General features: G+C 59.0%; 19 protein-coding genes and 1 pseudogene. 13 read left to right on the forward strand and 7 right to left on the reverse strand.

Translation table 11 applies throughout. The annotated features are described in order from the left end of the window. Positions 1-299: 299 nt before the first annotated feature. Positions 300-1,706, reverse strand: a complete 1,407-nt coding sequence (glnA, locus tag KGB06_RS23055; protein WP_223519857.1) for a type I glutamate--ammonia ligase — start codon at positions 1,704-1,706, stop codon at positions 300-302. Positions 1,707-2,036: 330 nt separating this feature from the next. Here glnA and thiI point away from each other — a divergent pair, with 330 nt between their 5' ends. Further along, positions 2,037-3,491 carry a tRNA uracil 4-sulfurtransferase ThiI gene (gene thiI, locus KGB06_RS23060; protein WP_223519858.1) on the forward strand — a complete coding sequence of 485 codons (1,455 nt, stop codon included), beginning with the start codon at positions 2,037-2,039 and terminating at the stop codon, positions 3,489-3,491. Between the two features lie 139 nt (positions 3,492-3,630). Beyond that, on the forward strand, positions 3,631-5,451 hold the full coding sequence (gene typA / locus KGB06_RS23065) for a translational GTPase TypA (protein ID WP_090176728.1): 1,821 nt from the start codon (positions 3,631-3,633) through the stop codon (positions 5,449-5,451). Positions 5,452-5,649: 198 nt separating this feature from the next. On the opposite strand, the gene KGB06_RS23070 is transcribed toward typA, so the two are convergent. Further along, a complete protein-coding gene (locus KGB06_RS23070) occupies positions 5,650-6,090 on the reverse strand; it encodes a YkgJ family cysteine cluster protein (RefSeq protein ID WP_085984721.1) in 441 nt (146 codons plus the stop codon). Between the two features lie 261 nt (positions 6,091-6,351). Here KGB06_RS23070 and KGB06_RS23075 point away from each other — a divergent pair, with 261 nt between their 5' ends. The 5 genes from KGB06_RS23075 to KGB06_RS23095 all read left to right on the forward strand — a co-directional run bounded on the left by KGB06_RS23075 (position 6,352) and on the right by KGB06_RS23095 (position 15,880). Then, a complete protein-coding gene (locus KGB06_RS23075) occupies positions 6,352-8,802 on the forward strand; it encodes a glycogen/starch/alpha-glucan phosphorylase (protein WP_223519860.1) in 2,451 nt (816 codons plus the stop codon). A gap of 269 nt (positions 8,803-9,071) precedes the next feature. Continuing rightward, positions 9,072-12,650: a DUF2339 domain-containing protein gene (locus KGB06_RS23080; protein WP_223519862.1), complete on the forward strand. Its 3,579-nt coding sequence runs from the start codon at positions 9,072-9,074 to the stop codon at positions 12,648-12,650. After that, positions 12,647-14,020 (forward strand): DUF3999 domain-containing protein, encoded by a 1,374-nt coding sequence (locus tag KGB06_RS23085; RefSeq protein ID WP_223519864.1) that lies wholly within the window; start codon positions 12,647-12,649, stop codon positions 14,018-14,020. Before KGB06_RS23080 ends, KGB06_RS23085 begins: the two co-directional genes overlap by 4 nt. Before the next feature lie 243 nt (positions 14,021-14,263). Next, complete coding sequence (locus KGB06_RS23090; RefSeq protein ID WP_223519866.1) at positions 14,264-15,274, forward strand: class 1 fructose-bisphosphatase; 1,011 nt, start codon at positions 14,264-14,266, stop codon at positions 15,272-15,274. Positions 15,275-15,277: 3 nt separating this feature from the next. Further along, entirely contained in the window at positions 15,278-15,880 is a 603-nt protein-coding gene (locus KGB06_RS23095) for a DUF924 family protein (RefSeq protein ID WP_223519868.1), read from the forward strand. A gap of 18 nt (positions 15,881-15,898) precedes the next feature. On the opposite strand, the gene KGB06_RS23100 is transcribed toward KGB06_RS23095, so the two are convergent. From KGB06_RS23100 to KGB06_RS30175, 4 genes and pseudogenes are all read right to left on the reverse strand, one after another. Beyond that, positions 15,899-16,231, reverse strand: coding sequence for a type II toxin-antitoxin system RelE/ParE family toxin (locus KGB06_RS23100; protein WP_223519870.1), 333 nt, complete (start codon positions 16,229-16,231; stop codon positions 15,899-15,901). Beyond that, positions 16,228-16,500, reverse strand: a complete 273-nt coding sequence (locus KGB06_RS23105; protein ID WP_223519872.1) for a type II toxin-antitoxin system Phd/YefM family antitoxin — start codon at positions 16,498-16,500, stop codon at positions 16,228-16,230. The genes KGB06_RS23100 and KGB06_RS23105 overlap by 4 nt, the downstream gene beginning before the upstream one ends. 224 nt (positions 16,501-16,724) lie before the next feature. Then, the gene (locus KGB06_RS30170; RefSeq protein WP_411741868.1) at positions 16,725-17,489 is read right to left on the reverse strand and encodes a methyl-accepting chemotaxis protein; all 765 of its coding nucleotides are present in this window, start codon (positions 17,487-17,489) and stop codon (positions 16,725-16,727) included. Between the two features lie 93 nt (positions 17,490-17,582). Beyond that, positions 17,583-18,617, reverse strand: a pseudogene (locus KGB06_RS30175) (cache domain-containing protein); the annotation flags it as partial. 282 nt (positions 18,618-18,899) lie between these two features. Here KGB06_RS30175 and KGB06_RS23115 point away from each other — a divergent pair. Continuing rightward, a complete protein-coding gene (locus tag KGB06_RS23115) occupies positions 18,900-19,154 on the forward strand; it encodes a hypothetical protein (protein WP_059406430.1) in 255 nt (84 codons plus the stop codon). A gap of 31 nt (positions 19,155-19,185) precedes the next feature. After that, positions 19,186-19,755 carry a lipocalin family protein gene (locus tag KGB06_RS23120; RefSeq protein WP_223519875.1) on the forward strand — a complete coding sequence of 190 codons (570 nt, stop codon included), beginning with the start codon at positions 19,186-19,188 and terminating at the stop codon, positions 19,753-19,755. Between the two features lie 121 nt (positions 19,756-19,876). On the opposite strand, the gene KGB06_RS23125 is transcribed toward KGB06_RS23120, so the two are convergent. Continuing rightward, complete coding sequence (locus KGB06_RS23125) at positions 19,877-21,241, reverse strand: formimidoylglutamate deiminase (protein ID WP_223519877.1); 1,365 nt, start codon at positions 21,239-21,241, stop codon at positions 19,877-19,879. Between the two features lie 146 nt (positions 21,242-21,387). Here KGB06_RS23125 and hutC point away from each other — a divergent pair, with 146 nt between their 5' ends. The 4 genes from hutC to KGB06_RS23145 all read left to right on the forward strand — a co-directional run bounded on the left by hutC (position 21,388) and on the right by KGB06_RS23145 (position 26,431). Beyond that, entirely contained in the window at positions 21,388-22,098 is a 711-nt protein-coding gene (gene hutC, locus KGB06_RS23130) for a histidine utilization repressor (protein WP_154505298.1), read from the forward strand. A gap of 9 nt (positions 22,099-22,107) precedes the next feature. Further along, positions 22,108-22,677 (forward strand): HutD family protein, encoded by a 570-nt coding sequence (locus tag KGB06_RS23135; RefSeq protein ID WP_223519879.1) that lies wholly within the window; start codon positions 22,108-22,110, stop codon positions 22,675-22,677. Between the two features lie 459 nt (positions 22,678-23,136). Next, the gene (gene hutU / locus KGB06_RS23140) at positions 23,137-24,825 is read left to right on the forward strand and encodes a urocanate hydratase (RefSeq protein ID WP_223519881.1); all 1,689 of its coding nucleotides are present in this window, start codon (positions 23,137-23,139) and stop codon (positions 24,823-24,825) included. 133 nt (positions 24,826-24,958) lie between these two features. Then, the gene (locus tag KGB06_RS23145; RefSeq protein WP_223519883.1) at positions 24,959-26,431 is read left to right on the forward strand and encodes a purine-cytosine permease family protein; all 1,473 of its coding nucleotides are present in this window, start codon (positions 24,959-24,961) and stop codon (positions 26,429-26,431) included. Positions 26,432-26,440: the final 9 nt, after the last annotated feature.

The raw sequence follows: 26,440 nt of genomic DNA on the forward strand, positions 1-26,440 counted from the left end.
ACCGATATGTGGCGCGCTACAACAATGTAAGGCGCCACAGCTACAACGGTTACCACTCGCCGGTAGCGGCAGAAAAGATGGCGGCGTGAGAACCGAAAACAATGTCCAAAATTACTGGACCAGATCAGCCTGCTCGCGAAAGCAATTTATCATTCAACATTGATACTGACTGGCACGACGCTTTCGCGAGCAGGCTCGCTCCCACAGGGTTTTTCATCGGTCGTGGCATCGCGGGCACAAAAAAGGCCTTCCGAAGAAGGCCTCTTTTTTGTCACGCCGCGTGCCGCAGCGCTACCGGATCAGCAGCTGTAGTACAGCTCATATTCCAGTGGGTGTACGAAGGTACGGACCTTGATTTCTTCTTCGCTTTTCAGAGCGATGTAAGCGTCGATGAAGTCATCGGAGAACACGCCGCCTTTGGTCAGGAACGCACGACCTTTGTCCAGCTCTTCCAGGGCTTCTTTCAGGCTGCCGCAAACTTGTGGGATCTCTTTCGCCTCTTCAGGCGGCAGGTCGTACAGGTTTTTGTCAGCTGCGTCGCCAGGGTGGATCTTGTTCTGGATGCCGTCCAGGCCAGCCATCAACAGTGCAGCGAAGCCCAGGTACGGGTTAGCTGCTGGATCCGGGAAGCGAGCTTCGATACGGCGAGCGCGAGGGCTGGACACGTAAGGAATACGGATCGAAGCGGAACGGTTGCGAGCCGAGTAGGCCAGCATTACTGGAGCTTCGAAACCTGGGACCAGACGCTTGTAGGAGTTGGTCGACGGGTTGGTGAAGCCGTTCAGGGCCTTACCGTGCTTGATGATGCCGCCGATGAAGTACAGAGCGGTGTCGGACAGGCCGGCATAGCCTTCGCCAGCGAAGGTGTTCTTGCCATCTTTGGCGATGGACAGGTGAACGTGCATACCCGAACCGTTGTCGCCGTACAGAGGCTTAGGCATGAAGGTCGCGGTGCGGCCGTAAGCGACAGCAACGTTGTGTACGCAGTACTTCAGGGTCTGAACTTCGTCAGCCTTGGCGACCAGGGTGTTGAACTTCACACCGATTTCGTTCTGGCCGGCAGTCGCCACTTCGTGGTGGTGAACTTCGATGACCAGGCCCATTTCTTCCATGGCGTTGCACATGGAGGTACGGATTTCGTGGTCGTGGTCAAACGGTGGAACCGGGAAGTAACCGCCTTTGATGCCTGGACGGTGGCCATGGTTGCCGCCTTCGATGTCCTGGTCGGACATCCAGGAACCTTGTTCGGAGAAGATTTTGAACATCGAGCCGGAGATGTCGGACTTGAACTTCACCTGATCGAAGATGAAGAACTCAGGCTCTGGACCTACGAATACGGTGTCGCCGATACCGGTCGACTTCAGGTATTCCTCGGCGCGGTGGGCGATGGCGCGTGGGTCACGGTCATAGCCTTGCATGGTCGAAGGGTCGATCACGTTGCAGACCAGAATCAGCGTTGGGTCTTCGGTGAACGGATCGAGCACGGCAGTGCTGTCGTCCGGCAGCAGGATCATGTCGGAGGCTTCGATGCCTTTCCAGCCAGCGATGGAGGAGCCGTCGAACATTTTGCCTTCTTCGAAGAAAGCGTCATCCAGCGCGTCGCGAGCCGGCATGGTCACGTGGTGCTGAGTGCCTTTGGTGTCCGTGAAGCGCAGATCAATCCATTTGACGTCATGATCTTTGATGAGTTGAACCGACTTCGACATAGTGTCCTCCGGGTGGCTTCGGGCTTAGTAGTGGATGCCCTTAGAATGTGGGTGATGCCGGCGCGAATACTCTGCCAAGGCAACCTGCCTCACAAGGGAGCAAATTGCATGCCAGTGCCCCACCATGGGTTTTTTGCCCCAATTTCACGCTTATAAAGGAACAAAGGGTCTTTAGGTGGTAAATCTCGCCCTACAATGTAGCGTTAAAATCTGGAAATGACCTGTTTTGGTGCGCGAAAAACCTTCTGCACATTAACTGGTTAAACCTTGAGCAATTTCCGCTATAATCCGCGCCCCCCTTTTTCGGCTGGCCCAGCGCGCGCTGTTTTCATGAAACTAATCGTAAAAGTCTTCCCCGAGATCACCATCAAGAGCCGCCCGGTACGGATGCGTTTCATCCGCCAATTGGCTAAAAACATCCGCACCGTGCTCCGCGACCTGGACCCGGCCGTGGTGGTGAACGGTGTGTGGGACAATCTCGAACTGGAAACCCGCGTCAGCGAGCCCAAAGCCCTGAAGGAGATGACCGAGCGCCTGAGCTGCATGCCGGGCATTGCGCATTTCCTGCAGGTCGATGAGTACCCGTTGGGCGATTTCGACGACATCGTCGCCAAGTGCAAGCAGCACTTCGGTGATTCACTGGCCGGGAAGATCTTCTCGGTGCGTTGCAAGCGCGCCGGCAAGCACGAATTCAGCTCGATGGATGTCGAAAAATACGTCGGCAGCCAACTGCGTCGTCAATGTGGTGCGGCCGGAATCTCGCTCAAAGAGCCGGAAATCGAAGTTCGCATCGAAATTCGCGACAAACGGTTGTTCGTGATCCACAGCCAGCACAACAGCATCGGTGGATATCCGCTGGGTGCCCTGGAACAGACGCTTGTGCTGATGTCCGGCGGCTTCGATTCCACCGTGGCGGCGTACCAGATCATGCGCCGTGGCCTGATGAGCCATTTCTGCTTCTTCAATTTGGGCGGAAGGGCCCATGAACTGGGCGTCATGGAAGTCGCGCACTTCATCTGGAAGAAGTACGGAAGCTCCCAACGCGTGTTATTTGTCAGTGTGCCGTTCGAGGAAGTACTGGGAGAAATTCTCGGGAAAGTCGATAACAGTCATATGGGCGTAGTTTTGAAGCGTATGATGTTGCGCGCTGCTTCCCGTATTGCTGATCGGCTGGACATTGAAGCGCTGGTCACCGGTGAAGCGATTTCCCAGGTGTCGAGCCAGACGTTGCCGAACCTGTCCGTGATCGACTGCGTGACCGACAAGCTGGTCTTGCGTCCGCTGATCGCCAGTCACAAGCAGGACATCATCGACCTGGCCAACGAAATCGGGACTGCCGACTTCGCCAAGCACATGCCGGAATACTGCGGGGTCATCTCGGTGAACCCAAAGACCCACGCCAAGCGTCCGCGCGTGGAGCATGAAGAGAAAGAATTCGACATGGCGGTCCTTGAGCGTGCGCTCGAGAACGCCAAACTGGTACCGATCGATCGTGTAATCGACGAATTGGGCCAGGACTTGCAGATTGAAGAAGTCAGCGAAGCGCTGGCGGGGCAAATCATCATCGACATCCGTCACCCGGATGCCGCTGAAGATGATCCGCTGGCCCTGGCTGGTATCGAGGTACAAGCGATGCCTTTCTATGCATTGAACGCTCGTTTCAAGGAACTGGACCCTACTCGCCAGTACCTGCTGTATTGCGACAAAGGCGTGATGAGTCGCCTGCATGCCCACCATTTGCTCAGTGAGGGGCATGCCAATGTGCGCGTTTATCGACCGAGCTAAGAGCCCGGGGCTGTTTGCCTGTGGCCTGCGTCATCGGCCCCCCGACTCTGCCGTCAAGCTGTAACGGCAAGGCCTGACTCTACTGTTAATCGCTGCCAAGACTTGTCAGCACACCGAATCCTCTGATCGAGATACACAAGTGATCGAAAATCTACGCAACATCGCCATCATTGCTCACGTTGACCATGGTAAAACCACCCTGGTAGACAAACTCTTGCGTCAATCCGGCACCCTGGAGCGCAACGAGCTCAACGACGAGCGCGTGATGGACTCCAACGACCAGGAGAAAGAGCGCGGTATTACCATTCTGGCGAAAAACACCGCTATCAACTGGAACGGCTACCACATCAACATCGTGGACACCCCGGGCCACGCCGACTTCGGCGGCGAAGTTGAACGCGTAATGTCGATGGTTGACTCCGTTCTGCTGCTGGTTGACGCTCAAGACGGCCCTATGCCGCAAACCCGTTTCGTGACCAAGAAGGCTTTCGAAGCCGGCCTGCGTCCAATCGTGGTCATCAACAAGGTTGACCGTCCAGGCGCGCGTCCGGACTGGGTTCTGGACCAGATCTTCGACCTGTTCGACAACCTCGGTGCTACCGAAGAACAGCTGGACTTCAAAGTTGTCTACGCCTCGGCCCTGAACGGCATTGCCGGTCTGGAACACACCGACATGGCTGAAGACATGACCCCGCTGTACCAGTCGATCGTCGACAACGTACCTGCGCCGAAAGTCGACCGCGACGGTCCGTTCCAGATGCAAATCTCCGCTCTGGACTACAACAGCTTCCTGGGTGTAATCGGCGTTGGCCGTATCGCTCGTGGCCGCATCAAGCCGAACACTCCGGTTGTCGCTATCGACGCGGACGGCAAGAAGCGTAACGGTCGTATCCTGAAGCTGATGGGTCACCACGGTCTGCACCGTATCGACGTTGAAGAAGCAGCTGCCGGCGACATCGTCTGCATCAGCGGCTTCGACCAGCTGTTCATCTCCGACACTCTGTGCGACCCACTGAACGTCGAAGCGATGAAGCCGCTGACCGTTGACGAACCAACCGTTTCCATGACCTTCCAGGTAAACGACTCGCCTTTCTGCGGTAAAGAAGGCAAGTTCGTGACTTCCCGTAACATCAAGGAACGTCTGGACAAAGAACTGCTCTACAACGTTGCCCTGCGCGTTGAAGAAGGCGACACCGCCGACAAGTTCAAAGTCTCCGGCCGTGGTGAGCTGCACCTCTCGGTACTGATCGAAACCATGCGTCGCGAAGGCTTCGAAATGGGTGTTGGTCGTCCGGAAGTGATCATCCGCATGGTTGACGGCGTGAAGCACGAACCGTACGAAAACGTGACCATCGACCTGCCAGAAGAATCGCAAGGTTCGATCATGGAGCAGATCGGTATCCGTAAGGGCGACCTGACCAACATGGTTCCGGATGGCAAGGGCCGTGTGCGCCTTGAGTACAACATCCCGGCTCGTGGCCTGATCGGTTTCCGTAACGAGTTCCTGACCCTGACCTCCGGTGCAGGCATCCTGACCTCGATCTTCGACCGTTACGACGTGATGAAGTCCGGCGACATGTCCGGCCGTCAGAACGGCGTGCTGGTTTCGGTTGCTACCGGTAAGGCTCTGACTTACTCGCTGGAAACCCTGCAAGCTCGCGGCAAACTGTTCCTGGGTCACGGTGAAGACGTGTACGAAGGTCAAATCGTCGGCATCAACAGCCGCGACAACGACCTGGGCGTTAACCCAACCAAAGGCAAGAAGCTCGACAACATGCGTGCTTCGGGTAAAGACGAAACCATCGCTCTGGTTCCGCCTATCCGCTTCACTCTGGAACAGGCTCTGGAATTCGTTCAAGAAGACGAATTGTGCGAAGTCACTCCTAAGTCCATCCGTCTTCGTAAGAAGATCCTGGGCGAAAGCGAGCGTACCCGCGCTGCGAAGAAGTCCGGTAACTAAGTTCTTTAGTTAGCTGACAAAAAAACGCCCCCGACCGCAAGGTCGGGGGCGTTTTTGTTTGTCTGGGGTTTGTGCGGTGTTTGTGCTGGCCTCATCGTGAGCAGGCTCACTCCTACAGGGTTCTGTGCAAACACTGAAGATCCACTGTAGGAGTGAGCCTGCTCGCGATGGGGTCGGTTCAGACAACGAGATTCCGGATCAGAACTTCTCGAGCGGCCGGCGGCTGGCGCTGGTCTCGCGCGCCACTTCCTTGGGCTTGTAAGCGCAATATCCCGGCCGCGGTCCGATTTTCGGGTGGTTGCGGCAAGTGTCCGGGCGCTTTTCATAAATAGTGCACAGACGGCTCTTACGATCCAGATAGAGACAATCGTTGTTGCTCATGCGCTGAAGGGTGAAGATCTCGGTCTTCTGGCTATAGCGCTCGACGATCCCTTCCTTCTGCAGGCGCTTGGCGATGTTTTTCGCCGGCTCGCCGCGCTCGAACTCGTCGACGATGCCGATACGGATCAGATCCTTGATCTTGACCTCGACCGGTAGCGTGCAGCAGCTGGACACGCAGGAACCGCACATCGGCGCAGAGTACTTGGCCCAGGTATCGAGGCGATCGATCTCAGCGGCAGCGATCAGGTTGGGCTTCATCATCGGTTGTTACCAGCACGTGCATCAGGGCGCGCGATCATACCGGGACTGGTGGATTTTTGAACAACCTTTCGCCAGATTTTTTCTGTACCACCTCAATAGCACCGTTAATCCGGCACGGCCCCTGCATTGATTCAGGCACACGACAATGTAATGCCGACCTATCTCGCACTCTCAGGAAAAAACTGCCGAACCAGAGCCCCCCACCGTCTGTCAGACCGTCTAGGCTCAACAACTCCACGCTCGCTCGAGGTCCTATCGATGACTCAAGAACCACTTGTTCGCGAAGCTGAGGTGGCCGCATTCCGCGACGCCGTCTTGACCAAACTCACCTACGCGGTGGGTAAAGACCCGGATCATGCCTTCGACCACGACTGGTTTGAAGCCATCGCCCTGGCGGCACGGGACCACATGGTCGAGCACTGGATGGACCACACCCGGCAGATCTACCGCAAAGGGCAGAAACGGGTTTATTACCTCTCCCTGGAGTTCCTTATCGGTCGGCTGCTCTACGACAGCCTGAGCAACCTTGGCTTGCTCGACGTCGCCCGCGAAGCGCTGACCGAACTCGGTGTCGACCTTGAACGCATCCGCCTACTGGAGCCCGACGCGGCGTTGGGTAACGGCGGCCTCGGTCGTCTGGCGGCGTGCTTCATGGAAAGCATGTCGACCCTCGGCATCGCCGGCCACGGTTACGGCATTCGCTATGAACACGGTTTGTTTCGCCAGGCCATTGTCGACGGCTGGCAGCAGGAGCAGACCGAACATTGGCTGGACTTTGGCAACCCGTGGGAATTCGAGCGACCAGAAGTCGTTTACCCGATAGGCTTTGGCGGTAGCGTCGAAACCGTCACCGATGAAAACGGCAAGACCAAGCAAGTCTGGACCCCAGTGGAAACCGTCCGCGCGATTGCTTACGACACGCCGGTGGTCGGTTGGCGCGGGGCGAGCGTCAACACGTTGCGTCTGTGGCGCGCCCGCGCCATGGAAGATTTGCACCTGGAGCGCTTCAACGCCGGTGACCACTTGGGCGCGGTAGCGGAAGTGGCTCGGGCCGAAAGTATTTCTCGCGTGCTTTATCCAGCGGACAGCACCGAAGCGGGCCAGGAACTGCGCCTGCGTCAGGAATACTTTTTCGTCGCCGCCTCCTTGCAGGATTTGCTGCGCCGCCATCGCAACATGCACACCTCGGTGCTGACCCTGGGCGACCACGCGGCGATCCAACTCAACGACACTCACCCTTCGATTGCCGTGGCCGAATTGATGCGCCAGCTGGTCGATGTCTACGACGTGGCGTGGGATGCGGCGTGGCAAGTTACCGTGGATACGTTGTCGTACACCAACCACACGCTGTTGCCCGAAGCGCTGGAAACCTGGCCGGTCGGTTTGATGGAGCGGATGTTGCCACGGCACATGCAGATCATTTACCTGATCAATGCCCAACACATCGACTCCCTGCGGGCCAAGGGCATTCATGACTTCGACGTGTTGCGCGCGGTGTCGCTGATCGAAGAAGACAACGGTCGCCGCGTGCGCATGGGCAACCTTGCGTTCCTCGGCTCGCACAGTGTCAACGGCGTGTCCGGGCTGCACACGCAGCTGATGCGCAAAACCGTGTTCTCCGAACTGCACAAGCTCTACCCGGACCGGATCAACAACAAGACCAACGGCATCACCTTCCGCCGTTGGCTCTACCAGGCCAACCCCGAACTGACGTCGATGATGGTCGATGCCCTCGGGCCTGATTTGCTGGATAACCCCGAAGGACGCTTGCTCGACCTGGAACCGTTCGCCGAGAAATCCGCATTCCGCAAGGCATTCGCCGAACAGCGGCTGCACAGCAAAAAAGCCCTGGCCTACCTGATTCATGAACGGCTGGGAGTGGCGGTCAACCCGGCGGCGATGTTCGACGTGCAGGTAAAACGGATCCACGAATACAAACGCCAGTTGCTCAATCTGATGCACACCGTGGCGCTGTATCAGGCAATTCGGGCCGAACCGGAAATCGACTGGGTGCCGCGCGTGAAGATCTTCGCCGGCAAGGCCGCCGCCAGTTATCACCAGGCCAAGCTGATCATCAAGTTGACCAACGATATTGCCCGGGTGGTGAACAACGACCCGACCGTGCGCGGCCTGCTCAAAGTGGTGTTCCTGCCCAACTACAACGTCAGCCTGGCGGAGAGCATTATTCCGGCGGCGGATTTGTCGGAACAGATTTCCACCGCAGGCTTCGAGGCTTCCGGCACCAGCAACATGAAGTTCGGCCTCAACGGTGCACTGACCATTGGCACCCTGGACGGCGCCAACGTAGAAATGTCCGAGCGCATCGGCGTCGAACACATGTTCATCTTCGGTCTCAGTGCGCAGCAGGTCGAGGCGCGCAAACAGAACCACGAGTTCAATGCGACGCCGGACATCGCGGCGTCTCATCGACTCAATGACGTGCTGCAAGCAATTCGCGGCGGGGTGTTCTCGCCGGATGATCCGTCCCGTTACACCGGGCTGATTGATTCGCTGGTGGATTACGACCGTTTCCTGGTGTGCGCCGATTTCGACTCTTACTGGAATGCGCAGATGCGCGTCGAAGCCCATTGGCACGATTCCAAGGAGTGGTGGCGTTCGGCAGTGTTGAGCACGTCGCGGATGGGTTGGTTCTCTTCAGACCGGACCATTCGCGAGTACGCCACGGAAATCTGGAAGGCGCTGGAGTAACGTTTCGCAATAATTTGCGTGCACGGCCCGACGGTGTCGGGCCTGGTCGATATACTAAGCACCGGTTACACCGGATGGCACGTATTGGCAATCCATTGTGGGAGCGAGCCTGCTCGCGATAGCGGACTGACATTCAACATTGATGCTGAATGTCAGTCCGCTATCGCGAGCAGGCTCGCTCCCACAGGTTTGTGTGGTTTCACACTAAACTCTGCCAATGCTGTCTTTCCGGACTCGCCCCGTCGCGGGGCCGCTTAGGGATATCGACCATGCAATGGATTTTAATGCTGATCGGGCTGGTGCTCGGCTGGATACTTGACGAGTCGTTCAGCGATGCCCTGTTGGGCGCGTTGCTTGGGTTGGGCATTGGCCAGGCCGTTCGCATCACCCGTTTAGGTTCACAAGCCGCCGAGCAGCACCTTCTGCTGGAGCAGACGCAGGTTGCGCTGAATGCGGTGCAGCAACGCCTGGCCTTGCTGGAAGTGTCCGGCGTCAAAGTACCTGAAGCCAGCGAGCCAGTTGCCAGCGAGCCCGTACCTCCTCCTGAAGTTACCCCCGACGAAATCCCTGTCGAAACCCCGGAACTGATCTGGGACCTGCCTCCCGAACTCGAACCAATCACCGCTGCGGCGACTGAAACCAGTCAGCCACTGCCTGCCGATGCCTGGAAACCCGAGCCGGTCGTCCGGGAGCCTGCCACCCCGCGCGGCCCCAACCTCATTGATCGCGCCATCAGCGGTGCCCGCGCCTGGCTGTTCGGCGGTAACACTGTGCTGCGGGTCGGCGTGGTGCTGTTGTTCCTCGGTCTGGCCTTTTTACTGCGGTATGCGACCGAAGGCATGGTCGTGCCGATTGAACTGCGTTACGCCGGCGTCGCGGCGGCTGCGTTGGGGCTGCTCGGTCTGGGCTGGTGGCTGCGTCATCGCAACACCAATTACGCATTGATGCTGCAAGGCACCGGCATTGCCGTGCTGTACCTGACGGTATTCGCTGCCATGCGCTTGCATCCGCTGCTGGATCCGACGGCAGCGCTTGGTCTTCTGGTGGCGGTCACGGCGTTCTCAGCGATTCTGGCGATCACCCAGGATTCATTGGCGTTGGCCTGCGCCGCCGCGTTGGGCGGTTTTGCCGCGCCAATCCTGACGTCCACTGGCGCCGGCAACCACGTCGCGCTGTTCAGCTACTTCGCCTTGCTCAACGCCGGCATCCTCGCCATCGCCTGGTTCAAGGCCTGGCGTTTGCTCAACCTGATCGGTTTTGTCGGCACGTTCGGCATCGGTTTCGCCTGGGGCCTGCGTTCTTACACGCCAGAGTTGCTGTGGAGCACCGAGCCGTTCCTGATCCTGTTTTTCCTGATGTACCTGGCCATCGGCCTGCTGTTCGCCCGGCGCAAGTTGCTGGAAATGAGCGATGCGCCCGAGGACGACAGCCGCGAGGCGCTGCTGCGTTGGTCGGCGCGCAAAGGTGATTACGTCGACGGGACCATGCTGTTTGGTCCGCCGCTGGTGGGCTTCGGTTTGCAATTCGCGCTGGTCCAGCACCTTGAGTTTGCCGCCGCGTTCAGCGCGCTGGCGCTGGGCATGATCTACATGGGCCTGGCCCGTTTGCTGATGGGTGGCCGCGCGTTGTTGCTGGCAGAAACCTGTCTGGCACTGGGCGTGATCTTCGCCAGCCTCGCCATTCCATTGGGCCTTGATGCGCGCTGGACAGCTGCGGCTTGGGCCGTCGAAGGCGCCGGGATTTTCTGGCTCGGCTTGCGTCAGCAACGTCCGTTGGCCAGGGCCTTTGCCTTGCTGCTTCAACTGGGCTCGGCGCTGGCGTTTCTCAGCGAGTTGCGGATCGGCGAAAGCAGCCTGCTCGATGGCTCACCGTTGGGCGCGTTGATGCTCGGCGTGGCGTTGCTGTTCAGCTTCTACCAATTGCGCCAAGCCTTGCCGGAGCAAATCGCGCAATGGGAGCGCAAAGGGCTGCCGGTTCTGGCTTGCTTCGGCCTGACGTTCCTTTATCTGCTGGCGCCGTTGTTTTTCTTCACCCACGGTACGGCGATCAGTTGGGCGCTGGCCGGTCTGGCGACGTTGTTTGTCGGTCTGCGTCTGCAATCGCGCACGTTCCTGTTCACCGCGTTTGCCGTGCAGTTGCTCGGCGGTGCGTTGTTCCTGCTGCGGCTGCAAGGCGCCGGTGGTGAGTCTACGGCGGTGTTCAGCGCGGGCTGGAGCGGTTTGCTGAGCGCGTCCTTGATTGGTCTGGCCTTGATCTCCGGCATGTTGCTGGCAGCGCGCGATGAGATGGTGCGCAGCGACGTGCGACTGTTACGCGGGTTGTCGGTGGTGTTGCTGGCCGGTCTGGTGCTGATCAATCTGGCCGTGCTGTTCGTCCTGCCGTGGCAGACCGCGAGCGCGGTGTGGGCGGCCAGTGGTTTGTTCATCATCTGGTTGAGCCTGTATCTGAAACAGCGCGTGAGTTTTGTCTTCGGTTTGCTGTTGCAGGTGATCGGTGGCGCGGCGTTCCTGTTTGCCGGGCCGGACCTGCTCGGACCTTTGGCCAGCGAAGGACTGAAGCCGCTGGCGCACAGCGGTTTCTGGACGCCGTTGGTATTGGGTTTGGCAGCGCTGGTCGGGGCCTGGCGATTGCAGCTCGGCAACCACGCTTCGGCGTTCGATGTGTTGAGCTTGCAGCGTTTGTCCGAAGTGCTGCTGGTGTGGGGCGCGGGTTGGTGGGCGCTGGCGTGGATCAGTGAAGTGCTGCGTTTTGCCCCGGTCAATCTGCAAGCAACGCTGTTGCTGGTGGCTGCGACCATTAGCGTAGCGCTATGGACGGCGTTGGCGCTGCGCTTGAAATGGTCGTCGCTGGGGCTGCTGTGCACCTTGCTGATGCCGGCGGCCGGCGTGGTGTTGCTTGCGGCGTGGCACTCGCGCTATCACCCTGCGGCCAATTTTGGTTGGCTGGCCTGGACGGCGGTGTTCGTCGTGCATTCCATCTCGCTGAAGCGACTGGCGCCCATGTTACCGGCGCGCGCTGTGAGCGCCGCGCATGTGCTCGGCTGCTGGCTGTTGATCGGTGTGCTGGCGCTGGAGCTGCGTTACGGCTTGCTGCTGTTGTCCGAGCAATACAACGCCTGGCGCTGGTTGGGCTGGGCGATTCTGCCAAGCCTGTATCTGGTGCTGATGGCTGCGCCGCGCAATTGGCCGTGGCCGGTGTCGGCGTTTCCCCGGGAATACCGACTGTATGCGGCGGCACCGCTGGCGCTGTTGATGCTCGGTTGGTTTTGGCTGGCGAACGTCGTCAGCGACGGCACCGCCGAACCACTGCCGTATGTTCCGTTGATCAACCCGCTGGAGTTGGGCCTGCTGTTTGCGCTGTTCGGCGTCTACGCATGGTCGCGCAGCGCCGTGACGCAAGTAGCGATCCGCAAGGACTACGCCGAACACGCTACGCAATTGATCGCCGGGGTTTCACTGTTCCTGTTCTTTACCGCGTTGGTGATGCGCACGGCGCACCATTGGGGCGATGTGCCGTTCGAGTTCGATGCGTTGCTCGAATCGATGTTGGTGCAGGCCGGCCTGTCCATCGTCTGGACCCTGATGGCGCTGAGCCTGATGATCGGCGGTCATTTGCGCCATCGTCGCGAGGTCTGGCTGATCGGTGCGGCGTTGATCGGCGTGGTGGTGGCCAAGCTGTTCTTTGTGGAATTGAGTAACCGCGGCGGGCTCGCGCGGATCGTGTCGTTTATCGGCGTTGGCGTGTTGCTGCTGGTGGTGGGCTATTTCGCGCCGCTGCCGCCCAAGCGTGCCGAGGCTGCGCCGGAGTCTGAAAACCCGGCACCGGAAACCGAAGGAGTGTCGTCTTGAGTCAGAAGCTGAACCTGGGATGGTTGGGCGCGGTTGCGCTGGGTGTGACGCTGTCGGTCAGCGCCCAGGAGCAACCGGCGGATTTCACCACTCAAGTGCCGTTGTCCGTGAGCGGCGAAGGCCCGTGGTATCGCCTTGATTTACCGTTGAGCGTGCAGTTGAATGCGCGGCAAACCGACCTGAGTGATGTGCGTGTCTTCAACGCCGCCGGTCAGGCTCAGGCGTATGCCTTGGCGAGAGAACCGGCCCAAACCCGCGAAAATCGCACGCTGACCGATGTGAAGTGGTTCCCGTTGTACACCTCGGCAGATTCTACCGAGCGTGCGCCTGGCGTGCGGGTGCAGTCGAGTGCCAGCGGCGCGCTGATCGAAGTACAGCCGTCCAGTCAGCTGGAAGCGGGCGAAGAAGTGCTGCGCGGCTGGTTGCTCGATGCCAGCGCCATCAAGGCGCCGTTGCAGCAATTGGTCCTCGACTGGACCAGCGAGCGCGACGGCTTCCAGCAGTTCAGCATCGAAGCCAGCGACGACTTGCAGCATTGGCAGTCGTGGGGCCAAGGACAGGTCGCACGGCTGGCGTTTGCCGACGAACGGGTCGAGCAGCATGAAGTCAGCCTGCCGGGGCAATCGGCGCGCTATCTGCGCTTGTTATGGAGTTCACCACAACTGGCGCCGGCGCTGATGTCGGCGCAGCTGGAAAGCGCGAGCATCCACAGCTTGCCGCTGCCGTTGGTCTGGTCGCAACCGTTGGCCGGCAGCAGCGTGAAGACGGGGGAATACACCTGGCAATTGCCGATGGGGCTGAATGTCGAGCGGGTGCAGGTCGAACTGAGTCAGCCCAACAGTCTGGCACCGGTCACTTTGTCCGGTCGCCGCGAGAGCAGCTTGCCGTGGCAGCCGCTGGGCAGCGGCTTGCTGTATCGCCTGACCCAGAATGGCCAGGACGTGGTGCAGAACGAATTGCAGCTGCCGGGGCAAACCCTGCAGCAGTTGAAGCTGGTCGTGGACGAACGCGGTGGAGGCCTGGGCGCCGAAGCTCCGACGCTGAAGTATGCCGTGCGTCCGACGCGGCTGGTGTTCCTGGCGCGCGGGCCAGGGCCTTATACGCTGGCGCTGGGGAATACGACGGTGAAAGCGGCGAGCTTGCCGTTGTCGACGCTGATTCCCGATTACAGCGCGCAGAAGCTGGCGACATTGGGTAAGGCCGTGGTGGCGAGCGATGGCGTGGTTTCGCCGGTGTCTACATCAGTAGCGCCTGCGACGGCTGGCACGAACTGGAAGAAATTCGGGTTGTGGGCGGTGCTGTTGCTGAGCGTGCTGGTTCTGGCGGCGATGGCGTTCAGCTTGCTGCGCAAGCCCCCCCTCAAACCCTGAAAGCGGGTGCTGCGCACCCATCGCGAGCAGGCTCGCTCCCACAGTTGAATGCGTACCCATGTGGGAGCGAGACCGGCTTGCCGGCGAAAGCGGTTTATCGGTCGGTAAAAATGCCCGATTCGAACTACGCTCATCCCGGCACATGAACTCTCTTGGGCGTATCACGTCTGATAGGAGGAAATGCGCCTCGACTCGCGTTAAACTGCGCGGGTTTTTAGCCCCCCCATTCCACCGGAGCCTTCCATGTCCCGCGTTACCCTGAGTCGCTATTTGATTGAGCAGACCCGTAGCAACAACACCCCTGCCGATCTGCGTTTCCTGATCGAAGTGGTGGCGCGTGCTTGCAAAGAGATCAACCACGCCGTGTCCAAAGGCGCCCTCGGTGGTGTTCTGGGCAGCATGGGCACTGAAAACGTCCAAGGTGAAGTGCAGAAGAAGCTCGACGTGATCTCCAACGAGATCCTGCTCGAAGCCAACGAATGGGGCGGTCACCTGGCCGGCATGGCGTCCGAAGAAATGGACAATGCCTACCAGATCCCGGGCAAATACCCGAAAGGCGCCTACCTGCTGGTATTCGACCCGTTGGACGGTTCGTCGAACATCGATATCAACGCGCCGGTCGGTACGATTTTCTCGGTGCTGCGTTGCCCGAACGAATACCTGAGCCAGAATGAGCCCTTGAACGAAAAGGCTTTCCTGCAGCCAGGCACCGAGCAAGTGGCTGCCGGTTACGCGATCTACGGTCCACAGACCATGTTGATCCTGACCCTGGGTGATGGCGTGAAAGGCTTCACCCTGGACCGTGAAATGGGCAGCTTCGTGCTGACCCACGAAGACATCAAGATCCCGACTTCCACTCAGGAATTCGCGATCAACGCCTCCAATCAGCGCCACTGGGAAGCGCCGGTACAACGCTACGTCAGCGAATTGCTGGCTGGCGAAGAAGGCCCGCTGAAAAAGAACTACAACATGCGCTGGGTCGCCGCGATGGTCGCAGACGTGCACCGCATCCTGACCCGTGGCGGTCTGTTCATGTACCCACGCGACAGCCGCGAGCCGTCCAAGCCGGGCAAACTGCGTCTGATGTACGAAGCCAACCCGATGTCGTTCCTGGTTGAACAGGCTGGCGGCGCCTCCACCGATGGCCATCAGCGCATCCTCGACATCAAGCCTGACGGCCTGCATCAGCGTGTCGCCGTGTTCCTCGGTTCGAAAGAAGAAGTCGAACGTGTTACGGCTTACCACAAGGAATAAACCATGACCGCGCCCTGGCAGCCGTTGCTCGATTGGTGGTTCGGTAAGGCCGAATCGCCTAATGAAGTGGCGGCTGACAAGGGCAAGTTATGGTTCGGCAAGCGCGACAGCCAGGACCTCGAAGCGCAGACGCGTTTCGGGGACTGGGTCGAGCAGGCACTGGCCGGCGGACTGACTGACTGGGCGCAACGCCCCGAAGGTTGGCTGGCTCTGGTGCTGCTGCTCGATCAACTCCCGCGAATGATCTATCGCGACACTCCCAAATCCTTTTCCGGCGATCTCAGGGCTCAGGCACTGGTGGCGCAAGGCATTGCTGCGGATTTTGATCGGCAGTTGAGGCCTGTTCAGCGGGTGTTTATCTACCTGGTGATGGAGCATTGCGAGTATCTGGCAGTACAGAACGAAGCCGTTTCGCGGTTCATCGAATTGATGGCGCAGCAGCCGGAGGCTGATCGGGCTGTGTTTGCCGATAATCTGGATTATGCCGAGCGGCATCGGGACGTGATTGCGCGGTTTGGGCGGTTTCCGCATCGCAATGCGGTGTTGGGGCGGGAGTCTACGGCTGAGGAGTTGGAGTTTCTCCGCAGGCCAGGCTCGCGTTTTTAGACGCGATGGGCCTCGAACTTACGGATTCCCTTGAAACAGGCGTTTCATCAGCAGTGTTGGCAGGTTTTTCCGAGTATCGGCAATGATGTGGACATAGACCGTTTGGTCTCGTACTTCATAAATGATCCTGTTCATTCCTGAAAGTATTTGTCGGTACTGACTGAGGTGGAGCTTCTCTATTTCTTCAGGGATTGATCCTGAATAGGGTTGCGCTCCCAAGTGGCGGATGGCTGATTTCAAAGAGGTGTAGGTGCTTTGCCAGGTTTGGATGGAAAACTGTTTGATGAGATAGGTACGAAGTTCTTTTAAGTCTGTTTCGGCGGACTGAAGAATGACGACCTTTAAACTCATTGATGGTCAGCCTCGTCCAGTTCCGCGAAGACGTCTTCGGCATCGCGAAATTTGCCTTCTTCAATCTCACGATTACCCATTGCCAAGAGTTTTAAAAGGGCCATCGTGTCTTCTTGCTCTTCGAAGCTTTTCACGTCCATTACCACGAGCTTTGCTTCACCATTTTGGGTGATGACCAAGGGCTCACGGCTTTCTGTAATTGTTTTGACGATTTCTGCTGTATGGCTTTTCAGGTAGCTGATTGGCTTGATTTGAGATGAAAGCTTCATGGGGTGAGCCTCGCCAGGTTGAGTAGGACCGAGTTTAGTCTTAATTCAGTCCTGCGTCAGACGTTGTCGACCGGCGTTCTCTCAACGGGCATTGATCCAGGTTTTAGAGATTCATTGCAGCTGATGCCGCCTTCGCTGGCAAGCCAGCTCCTACATCGGATCTCCAGTGCGACAAAGATCCCCGTAGGAGCTGGCTTGCCAGCGAAGGGGCCCGCGAGAGCGCCTCAGATCCTGAAGCTACCCACCAACTGCTTCAACCGCGCCGCCTGCTGTTCTAGGTCAGCACAGGCCCGCAAGGTCGCCTGCAAGTTCTCCACGCCTTCCTGGTTCAGGGTGTTGATCTCGGTAATGTCGACGTTGATCGACTCCACCACAGCGGTCTGCTCTTCCGTCGCCGTCGCCACCGACTGGTTCATCCCGTCGATTTCACCAATACGCTGCGTCACGCTACCCAGGCGTTCCCCGGCCTGGTTGGCGATGCCGACGCTGCTTTCGCTCTGGCGCTGGCTGTCGGTCATGATGCTCACCGCTTCACGGGCGCCGACTTGCAGTTCCTCGATCATCTTCTGCACTTGCTGCGCCGAATCCTGAGTGCGGTGGGCGAGGTTGCGCACTTCATCCGCGACCACGGCAAAACCGCGACCGGCTTCACCGGCACGGGCCGCTTCGATGGCTGCGTTGAGCGCCAGCAGGTTGGTTTGCTGGGAAATGCTGGTGATCACTTCCAGAATCTGCCCAATGTTCACGGTGTTGCTGTTGAGCGTTTCGATGTTGCCGCACGAATCGCTGATCTTCGCTGACAGCTGCTGCATCGCGGCGATGGTTTTATCCACCACTTGCTGGCCGTCTTCGGCCAGGGAGCGGGCATCGCTGGAGTGCTGCGAGGCGAGGGCGGCGTTCTGGGCGATTTCCTGGGCGGCGGCGCCCAGTTCGTTGATCGCTGCGGCAACGCTGCTGGTGCGCGAAGCTTGCTGGTCGGAGTTGAACATCGATGAGTTCGATGCGGCAACCACGCGCAACGCGACTTCGTTGACCTGGCCGGTGGCCGAGGCCACTTCCCGAATCGAGGTATGAATACGTTCCACAAAGCGGTTGAACGAAGTGCCCAGGGCGCCGAATTCGTCTTGACCGTGGATGGTCAGGCGTTTGGTCAGGTCACCCTCACCTTCGGCGATGTCATGCATCGCGCGGCCCATGATCAGCAGCGGCTGCATCAGGACGCTGATCAACATGCCCAGTAACGCGATGATGATCACCACTGCGATCACCATGGCAATGATCGCCGAGGTGCGGAATTCGCTGAGCATCGAGAACGCGGTGTCCTGATCCAGCACCAGTGCCACGTACCAGTCCGCCGACGGCACGCCGTTGACGTGGGTGAAGGAGATGAACTGGGTTTTGCCGTCGAGCTCGACTTCTTTCATGCCCGGGCTGACTTTCGGTGCGCCGTTCGGGTAGGCGTCTGCCAGGCCCTTGAGCACCAGTTTGCTGTCCGGATGGATCAGGATCTTGCCGTCGGCACTGACGATGAACGCATGGCCGTGGCCGCCGAAGTTCAGCGAGTTGATGAGCGCGCTGACGCTGGACAGGTCGATGTCCGCGCCGGCGACGCCGATCATCTGGCCCTGATACTTCACGGGTGTGGCAACAGTAATTACTGGTTTGCCGGAAGACGCGGCGATGTACGGTTCGGTGACGATGGTCTGTTGCGCACTGTTGGCCGCCTTGTACCAGCCACGGGCACGTGGGTCGTAGTCGGCGGCACGATTGCCCGCCGGGACCGAAAACATCACACCGTCAGTGCCGCCGAAATAGCTCAGCTGGAAGTTGCTGGTGTACGCCGGCAGGTCGATGGCGCGTTTCAGGCTGGCCTGTGCGCTGCCGTCGACGGTGATCTGCTGGGACAACGATTGCAGCAACTGGATGCGGCTTTCCAGCCAGGTCTGGATGTTGTTGGTGGTCAGGCTGCCGAGTACCTGCATCGAGGATTCGGTACTGCTGCGCAAGGTCTGGCGCTGGCGGTAGTCGTTGAACAGGATAAAGCAGGCAAACGCAACGGCGACCACGAGGGCGGCTGCCAGCAGGATCTTGTGGCTGAATTTCATGTTTCTGGTCATTAAGTGCACTACCGCGGAGGGACTTGTCAGCGAGGGAGCGTGAATTGCCACAGTCGAGGGCTTTACGCTCCTTCTATGTCGACTGGCCAGCGCCAAAGATTAGGCGTCTTTTTGCAAAAACTGACGAAATACTCATTGGCTCAGGAAAGTGGCTGATTTTCGAAAAAAGGCAGACGAGCGGCCCTATAAATAGCACGGAGGTCGGGGAACCAGATGGGGGTTTTCTCTTCTAAGGTTCTGCTTGGCAGCCATGCCATTCCCCTTCGTCCCAGGAGTTTCACCATGTCGCTGCGATCTATCGCCTTGCTGTCGTTTTGCGTGTTGTTGGCCGCATGCAGCAAGGTCAATCAGGAAAACTACTCGAAGCTATCGACCGGCATGCCTAAGGCCGAGGTTGAAACGTTGCTGGGTAAGCCTGCTGATTGCTCGGGCGCACTGGGTATGTCCAGTTGCACCTGGGGCGACAAAAACAGCTTTATCAGCGTGCAGTATGCCGGTGACAAAGTATTGATGTTTTCCGGCCAAGGCCTGAAGTAAACCGGGGCGATGCGCCCACGGGAGAAAAATAATGAAGCGGTTATTACTCGTACTTTTTGCCGGCCTGGTATTGGCTGGTTGTGCCACTTCTGGCCCAGATCCGTTGGCGCCGAAAACCGTCAACAGCGTCAACCTCAAGCGTTACCAGGGGACCTGGTATGAGTTGGCTCGCATGCCCATGTATTTCCAGCGCGACTGCGCCCAATCCGAAGCCCATTACACCCTCAAGCCTGACGGTAACATGGCGATATTGAACCGCTGCCTGACGGCGCAATGGCAGTGGGAAGAGGTCAAGGGCACGGCTTATCCACAGGTGCCAGGCAAAGCCGACAAGTTGTGGGTCAAGTTCGATACCTGGCTTTCTCGTCTGATTCCGGGTGTGGCGAAGGGCGAGTACTGGGTGTTGTACGTCAGCGACGACTACAAGACCGCCATTGTTGGCGACCCGAGTCGCAAGTACCTGTGGCTGCTGGCGCGGACCCCGACCGTCAATGGTGTGGTGCGAGAGGAACTGCTGAGCAAGGCGCGTCAGCAGGGTTACGACACCTCGCGGCTGATCTGGCGTGCGTCGGAGACGCAGATGGCCAAGACCTCAAACTAACGGTCACCGAAAACCCAATGTGGGAGTGAGCCTGCTCGCGATAGCGGACTGTCAGTCAACATCATTGTTGAATCTGATGGCCTCATCGCGAGCAGGCTCGCTCCCACAATTGTTTCCGGTGTCAGCCTAAAAGTTCGCGCAGGACTTGGGTGAACGCGCGGTTGCTTTCTTCTTCCCCGGCATGACGCCCGTCGCGCACAACCCACTGGCCATTGACCAGCACATCGCGAACCTGGCGATCGCCGCCGGCAAACAACCAGCGATTCAGAATCCCGTCGCCACTGGCCGTTGCCAGGTACGGGTCGTTGCCGTCCAGCACCAGCCAGTCCGCACGCTTGCCCACTTCCAACGCGCCAATCGGCTGACCCAGGGCCTGAGCGCCGCCATCCAGCGCCGCGTCGTACAGCGTGCGGCCGACCATCGGCTGATCCGCGCCATACAACCGATTACGCCGCTGATCGCGTAGACGCTGGCCGTATTCCAGCCAACGCAATTCTTCCACCACGCTCAAGGACACATGGCTGTCGGAACCGATACCCATGCGCCCACCCTGAGCGAGGAAATCCACCGCCGGGAAAATCCCGTCGCCGAGGTTGGCTTCGGTGGTCAGGCACAGACCGGCAATGGCTCGACTCTTGGCCATCAGCGTGACTTCTTCCGCGTTGGCGTGAGTGGCGTGAACCAGGCACCAGCGCTGATCGACCTCAGTGTTTTCGTACAGCCATTGCAGCGGGCGACGACCGCTCCAGGCCAGGCAGTCATCGACTTCTTTCTGCTGCTCGGCAATGTGGATGTGCACTGGGCATTGTTTGTCGCTGGCGGCCAGCACTTCGCTGATTTGCTGTGGCGTGACCGCGCGTAGCGAGTGGAAGCACAAACCCAGCGACTGCGCCGGTTGCCGGGCCAGAATCGGCTGCAAACGCGACTGAAGTTTCAGGTAGTTTTCGGTGCTGTTGATAAAGCGGCGCTGCCCGTCGTTCGGCGTCTGGCCACCGAAACCGGAATGGCTGTAGAGCACCGGTAACAGGGTCAGACCGATACCGGCGGAACTGGCGGCCTGGCTGATGCGCAGCGCCAGTTCGGCCGGGTCTGCGTAAGGCTGGCCGCTGGTGTCGTGGTGCACGTAGTGAAATTCCGCGACCGAGGTATAACCGGCCTTGAGCATTTCGATGTATAGCTGGCGGGCGATGACACCGAGTTGGTCCGGGCTGATTTTTCCGACGAGGCGATACATCAAATCGCGCCAGGTCCAGAAACTGTCATTCGGATTACCCGCCACTTCCGCGAGCCCGGCCATCGCTCGCTGGAAGGCATGGGAGTGCAGATTCGGCATGCCCGGCAGCAGCGGACCGCTTAGCCTTTCGGCGCCATCTGCGTGGGAATCGGCCTGGATATGGGTCAATACGCCCTCGGCGTTGACCTCAAGACGTACATTGTTGGCCCATCCACTAGGCAGTAGCGCGCGTTCGGCAAAGAAGGCGGACATGGTTCAGCACCCCATCGTGTGTTATTTGTATATACATATACAGACGTTTGCCTGCTCGGTAAACTCCGGCAAGCTAGCAACCTCTACTTAATGAACAAGGATTAACCGTGCCGACTCCGCCCCAAGTGTCACCGTTGGCCGCGAACATGGGCGACAGTCCGGCGCCCTTGTACGCCCGTGTCAAACAGATGATCACCCAGCAAATCGACAGTGGAAACTGGCCGCCGCATTACCGCGTGCCTTCGGAAAGCGAACTGGTCAGCCAGCTCGGTTTCAGCCGCATGACCATCAACCGCGCCCTGCGCGAAATGACCGCCGACGGTCTGTTGGTGCGCATGCAGGGCGTGGGTACGTTCGTTGCCGAGCCGAAAAGCCAGTCTGCGCTGTTTGAAGTGCACAACATCGCCGACGAGATTGCTTCTCGTGGTCATCGCCACACCTGCAAGGTGATAACCCTCGAAGAAGAGGCCGCCGGTTCCGAGCGCGCCCTGGCATTGGATATGCGCGAAGGGCAGAGGGTTTTCCACTCGCTGATCGTGCACTTCGAAAACGATATCCCGGTGCAAATCGAAGACCGTTTCGTCAACGCGCTGGTAGCCCCGGACTACCTCAAGCAAGACTTCACCCTGCAAACGCCTTACGCCTACCTGAACCAGGTAGCGCCGCTGACCGAAGGCGAGCACGTGGTCGAGGCGATTCTGGCCGAGGCGTCCGAGTGCAAGCTGTTGCAGATTGAAAAGGGCGAGCCGTGCCTGCTGATTCGCCGCCGCACCTGGTCCGGTCGTCAGCCAGTGACCGCCGCCCGTTTGATCCACCCCGGTTCCCGTCATCGTCTGGAAGGACGGTTCCATAAATAGAGAGCATAAATGAATGGTTTGAAGGTTTTACGCGCTATCGATTACCCGCGCATGCCGTGGAAAAACGGCGGTGGCAGCACTGAAGAAATTACCCGCGACGCAGGCGTCGGCCTTGATGGTTTCGGCTGGCGCCTATCGATTGCCGACATCGGCGAGTCGGGCGGTTTTTCGACGTTCACCGGTTATGAGCGCGTCATCACCGTGCTGCAAGGTGACGGCATGACCCTGCGGGTGGATGGTCAGGACACGCATCCACTGTTACCGCTGACCCCGTTTGCTTTCAGCGGTGAGAGCGAGGTGTCGTGCACCCTGCTCGGCGGGCCGATCCGCGATTTCAACCTGATTTACGCGCCGCAGCGTTATAGCGCGCGGTTGCAGTGGCTGACAGGCGAGCAGCGGTTTTTCAGTTCAGCGGGCACGGTGTTGGTGTTCAGCGTGAGTGAAACGCTGAAAGTGCAGGTCGGTAACAGCACCCAGCAACTGGGTCGCCATGATTGCCTGCAACTCGACGCAAACGCCGGGTTGCTGGAAGTCGCCGTTGACAACACATGCTGCATCATCGAATTAACTGCAAACTGATTTCCCTGTAGGAGCCCGGCTTGCCGGCGATGGCGATCCGATGGACGCTATCGCCGGCAAGCCGGACTCCTATCAAAAGCGATTCACCCCGCCTCAAATCCGCTACTCATACTGTTCCCCTTCGCGCACCAATTTGTTACCGAACGCCCCATCGTGGCGCAAAACCACGCTCAGGTAACAGTCGTTCCCCCTTACGCAAAATCCCCCAGAAAAATTTCATCCCCCTCAAAACCCTTGATTTACAGGCTTTCCCGTCTCAAAAAAACTTTTCTTGAACACTCATCCAACAAGTTGGCCGCTTGATTGCATATGCTTGTATGTACAAGTAAAGACGTATGCGTATGAGTCGACCGAGACTCTCCGCAGCGTCCACTGATTCGCTTGTGGCGCGACGATGCGCACAGGCTGGCTTGCCCACCGCCCGGGTTGGTTTGAATTGATCGCTGAGGAGTCTTTTTCGTGACTGACAATACCCAGAAACCTACCAAGTTTCGTGACGTAGAAATTCGTGCCGCTCGCGGTAACAAGCTGACCGCCAAAAGCTGGCTGACCGAAGCGCCACTGCGCATGCTGATGAACAACCTCGACCCGGAAGTCGCCGAGAACCCTAAAGAGCTGGTGGTTTACGGTGGCATTGGTCGTGCGGCACGTAACTGGGAATGCTACGACAAGATCGTCGAAAGCCTGACCAACCTGAACGACGACGAGACGCTGCTGGTGCAATCCGGCAAGCCGGTCGGCGTGTTCAAGACCCACAGCAACGCACCGCGCGTGCTGATCGCCAACTCCAACCTGGTTCCACACTGGGCGAGCTGGGAACACTTCAACGAACTCGACGCCAAAGGCCTGGCCATGTACGGCCAGATGACCGCCGGCAGCTGGATCTACATCGGCAGCCAGGGCATCGTCCAGGGCACCTACGAAACCTTCGTCGAAGCCGGTCGCCAACACTACAACGATGACCTGAAAGGTCGTTGGGTCCTGACCGCAGGCCTCGGCGGCATGGGTGGCGCTCAGCCTCTGGCCGCAACTCTGGCCGGTGCCTGCTCGCTGAACATTGAATGCCAACAGGTGAGCATCGATTTCCGCCTGAACAGCCGCTACGTCGACGAGCAAGCCACTGACCTCGACGACGCTTTGGCCCGCATCGCCAAATACACCAAAGAAGGCAAGGCGATTTCCATCGCTCTGTTGGGTAACGCGGCAGAAATCCTGCCGGAACTGGTTCGTCGTGGCGTGCGCCCGGACATGGTCACCGACCAGACCAGCGCCCACGACCCGCTCAACGGTTACCTGCCAGCCGGCTGGACCTGGGAAGAGTACCGCGCTCGCGCCAAGACCGAGCCGGCTGCCGTGGTCAAAGCCGCCAAGCAATCGATGGCCGTACACGTTAAAGCGATGCTGGATTTCCAGAAAATGGGCATCCCGACCTTCGACTACGGCAACAACATCCGTCAGATGGCCCAGGAAGAAGGCGTGGAAAACGCATTCGACTTCCCAGGCTTCGTACCGGCTTACATCCGTCCTCTGTTCTGCCGTGGCATCGGTCCATTCCGTTGGGCTGCACTGTCGGGCAACGCCGAAGACATCTACAAGACCGACGCCAAGGTCAAAGAACTGATCCCGGACGACGCCCACCTGCACAACTGGCTGGACATGGCCCGCGAGCGCATCAGCTTCCAGGGTCTGCCGGCGCGTATTTGCTGGGTAGGTCTGGGCCTGCGTGCCAAGCTCGGTCTGGCGTTCAACGAAATGGTGCGTAGCGGCGAACTGTCGGCACCGATCGTGATCGGTCGTGACCACCTGGACTCCGGTTCGGTAGCCAGCCCGAACCGCGAAACCGAATCGATGCAGGACGGTTCCGACGCTGTGTCCGACTGGCCACTGCTCAACGCCCTGCTCAACACTGCGAGCGGCGCGACCTGGGTTTCCCTGCACCACGGCGGCGGTGTCGGCATGGGCTTCTCCCAGCACTCGGGCATGGTGATTGTCTGCGACGGTACGGACGAAGCGGCCGAGCGAATTGCTCGCGTCCTGCACAACGACCCGGCGACCGGCGTAATGCGTCACGCCGATGCCGGTTACCAGATCGCCATCGACTGCGCCAAGGAACAAGGGCTGAACCTGCCGATGATCACCGGCAAATAACGCAAAACCTGTAGGAGCAAAGCTTGCTCGCGATGAACGATAACGCGGTGTATCAGATACGCCGCCATCGCGAGCAAGCTCGGCTCCTACAGGGATTGAGTGAACCCAAATAACAATCCACAGAGGTTGAACCATGGCTGTTAACAGCGATCGTGCAGGCAGTAAACCGTTGATCGAGAAACGTTCGATCGACTACATCCCGGAAGCGGAGAGACACGGTCGTCTGTTGAGCCAGTTCACCCTGTGGATGGGTGCCAACCTGCAAATCACCGCGATTGTCACCGGGGCCTTGGCCGTGGTGCTGGGTGGTGATGTGTTCTGGTCGTTGATCGGTCTGTTGATCGGTCAATTGCTGGGCGGTGGCGTGATGGCGCTGCACGCGGCGCAAGGGCCGAAGCTTGGCCTGCCACAGATGATTTCCAGTCGTGTGCAATTCGGCGTTTATGGCGCGGCCATCCCGATCGTGCTGGTCTGCTTGATGTACCTCGGTTTCACCGCAACGGGCACCGTACTTTCCGGCCAGGCGCTGGGGCAGTTGTTTGGCGTCAGCGACACCGTCGGTATCCTCCTTTTCGCCAGTGTCATCGTGCTGGTCACGGTGCTCGGTTATCGGGTGATCCATTGGATCGGCCGTGTTGCCAGTGTCATTGGCGTGATTGCCTTTGTTTATCTGTTCAGCCGTCTGATGAACCAGGTTGACGTTGGCGCACTGTTGCAAATCCGCCACTTCAGCTGGAGCAGTTTCCTGCTCGCGGTGTCGCTCGCGGCATCCTGGCAGATCGCCTTCGGCCCTTATGTGGCTGACTATTCTCGCTACCTGCCGAGCAAGATTTCCTCGGTGAAAACTTTTTTTGCCGCAGGCGCAGGTTCGGTCATTGGTGCACAGGTGGCGATGGTCCTCGGCGTGTTCGCTGCCGCTTCGGCCAACGGGCAATACGCCGGCCACGAAGTGGCCTACATCGTTGGTCTGGGTGGTACCGGTGCCACCGCTGCGCTGCTGTACTTCAGCATCGCGTTCGGCAAGGTCACCATTTCCACGCTGAATTCGTACGGCAGCTTCATGTGCATCGCGACCATCATCAGCGGCTTCCGTGGTGACCTGAAGGTCACGCGCTTGCAGCGTCTGGTCTTCGTGCTGGTCATCGTCGGTGCTGCGACCCTGATGGCGTTGCTCGGTCAGCACTCGTTCCTTGGTGCATTCAAGTCCTTCATCCTGTTCCTGCTGGCGTTCTTTACGCCATGGAGCGCGATCAACCTGGTGGACTACTACTGCATCACCCGCGAGCGCTATGACGTGCCGGCGCTGGCCGATCCGAACGGTCGCTACGGCCGTTGGAACGCCCTCGGTATCAGCGTTTATGTCTTTGGTGTGCTGGTGCAACTGCCATTCATCTCTACCAAGTTCTATACCGGTCCGCTGGTGGACGCCCTGGGTGGTGTGGATATTTCCTGGATCATCGGTCTGGTGCTTCCAGCAGGCCTGTATTACGTGTGTGCGAAAAAATGGCACGGCACAGTGCCCGATCAACTGATTCTGCCGGTCGAGCAGGACAGCGTTGTACAACCTAAAACAAGCGGGACCGGTCGCGTTGCGACGCAGGCCTGATTGGACGTG

The organism is Pseudomonas sp. GL-B-19, assembly GCF_019956415.1.
Taxonomy (GTDB): domain Bacteria; phylum Pseudomonadota; class Gammaproteobacteria; order Pseudomonadales; family Pseudomonadaceae; genus Aquipseudomonas.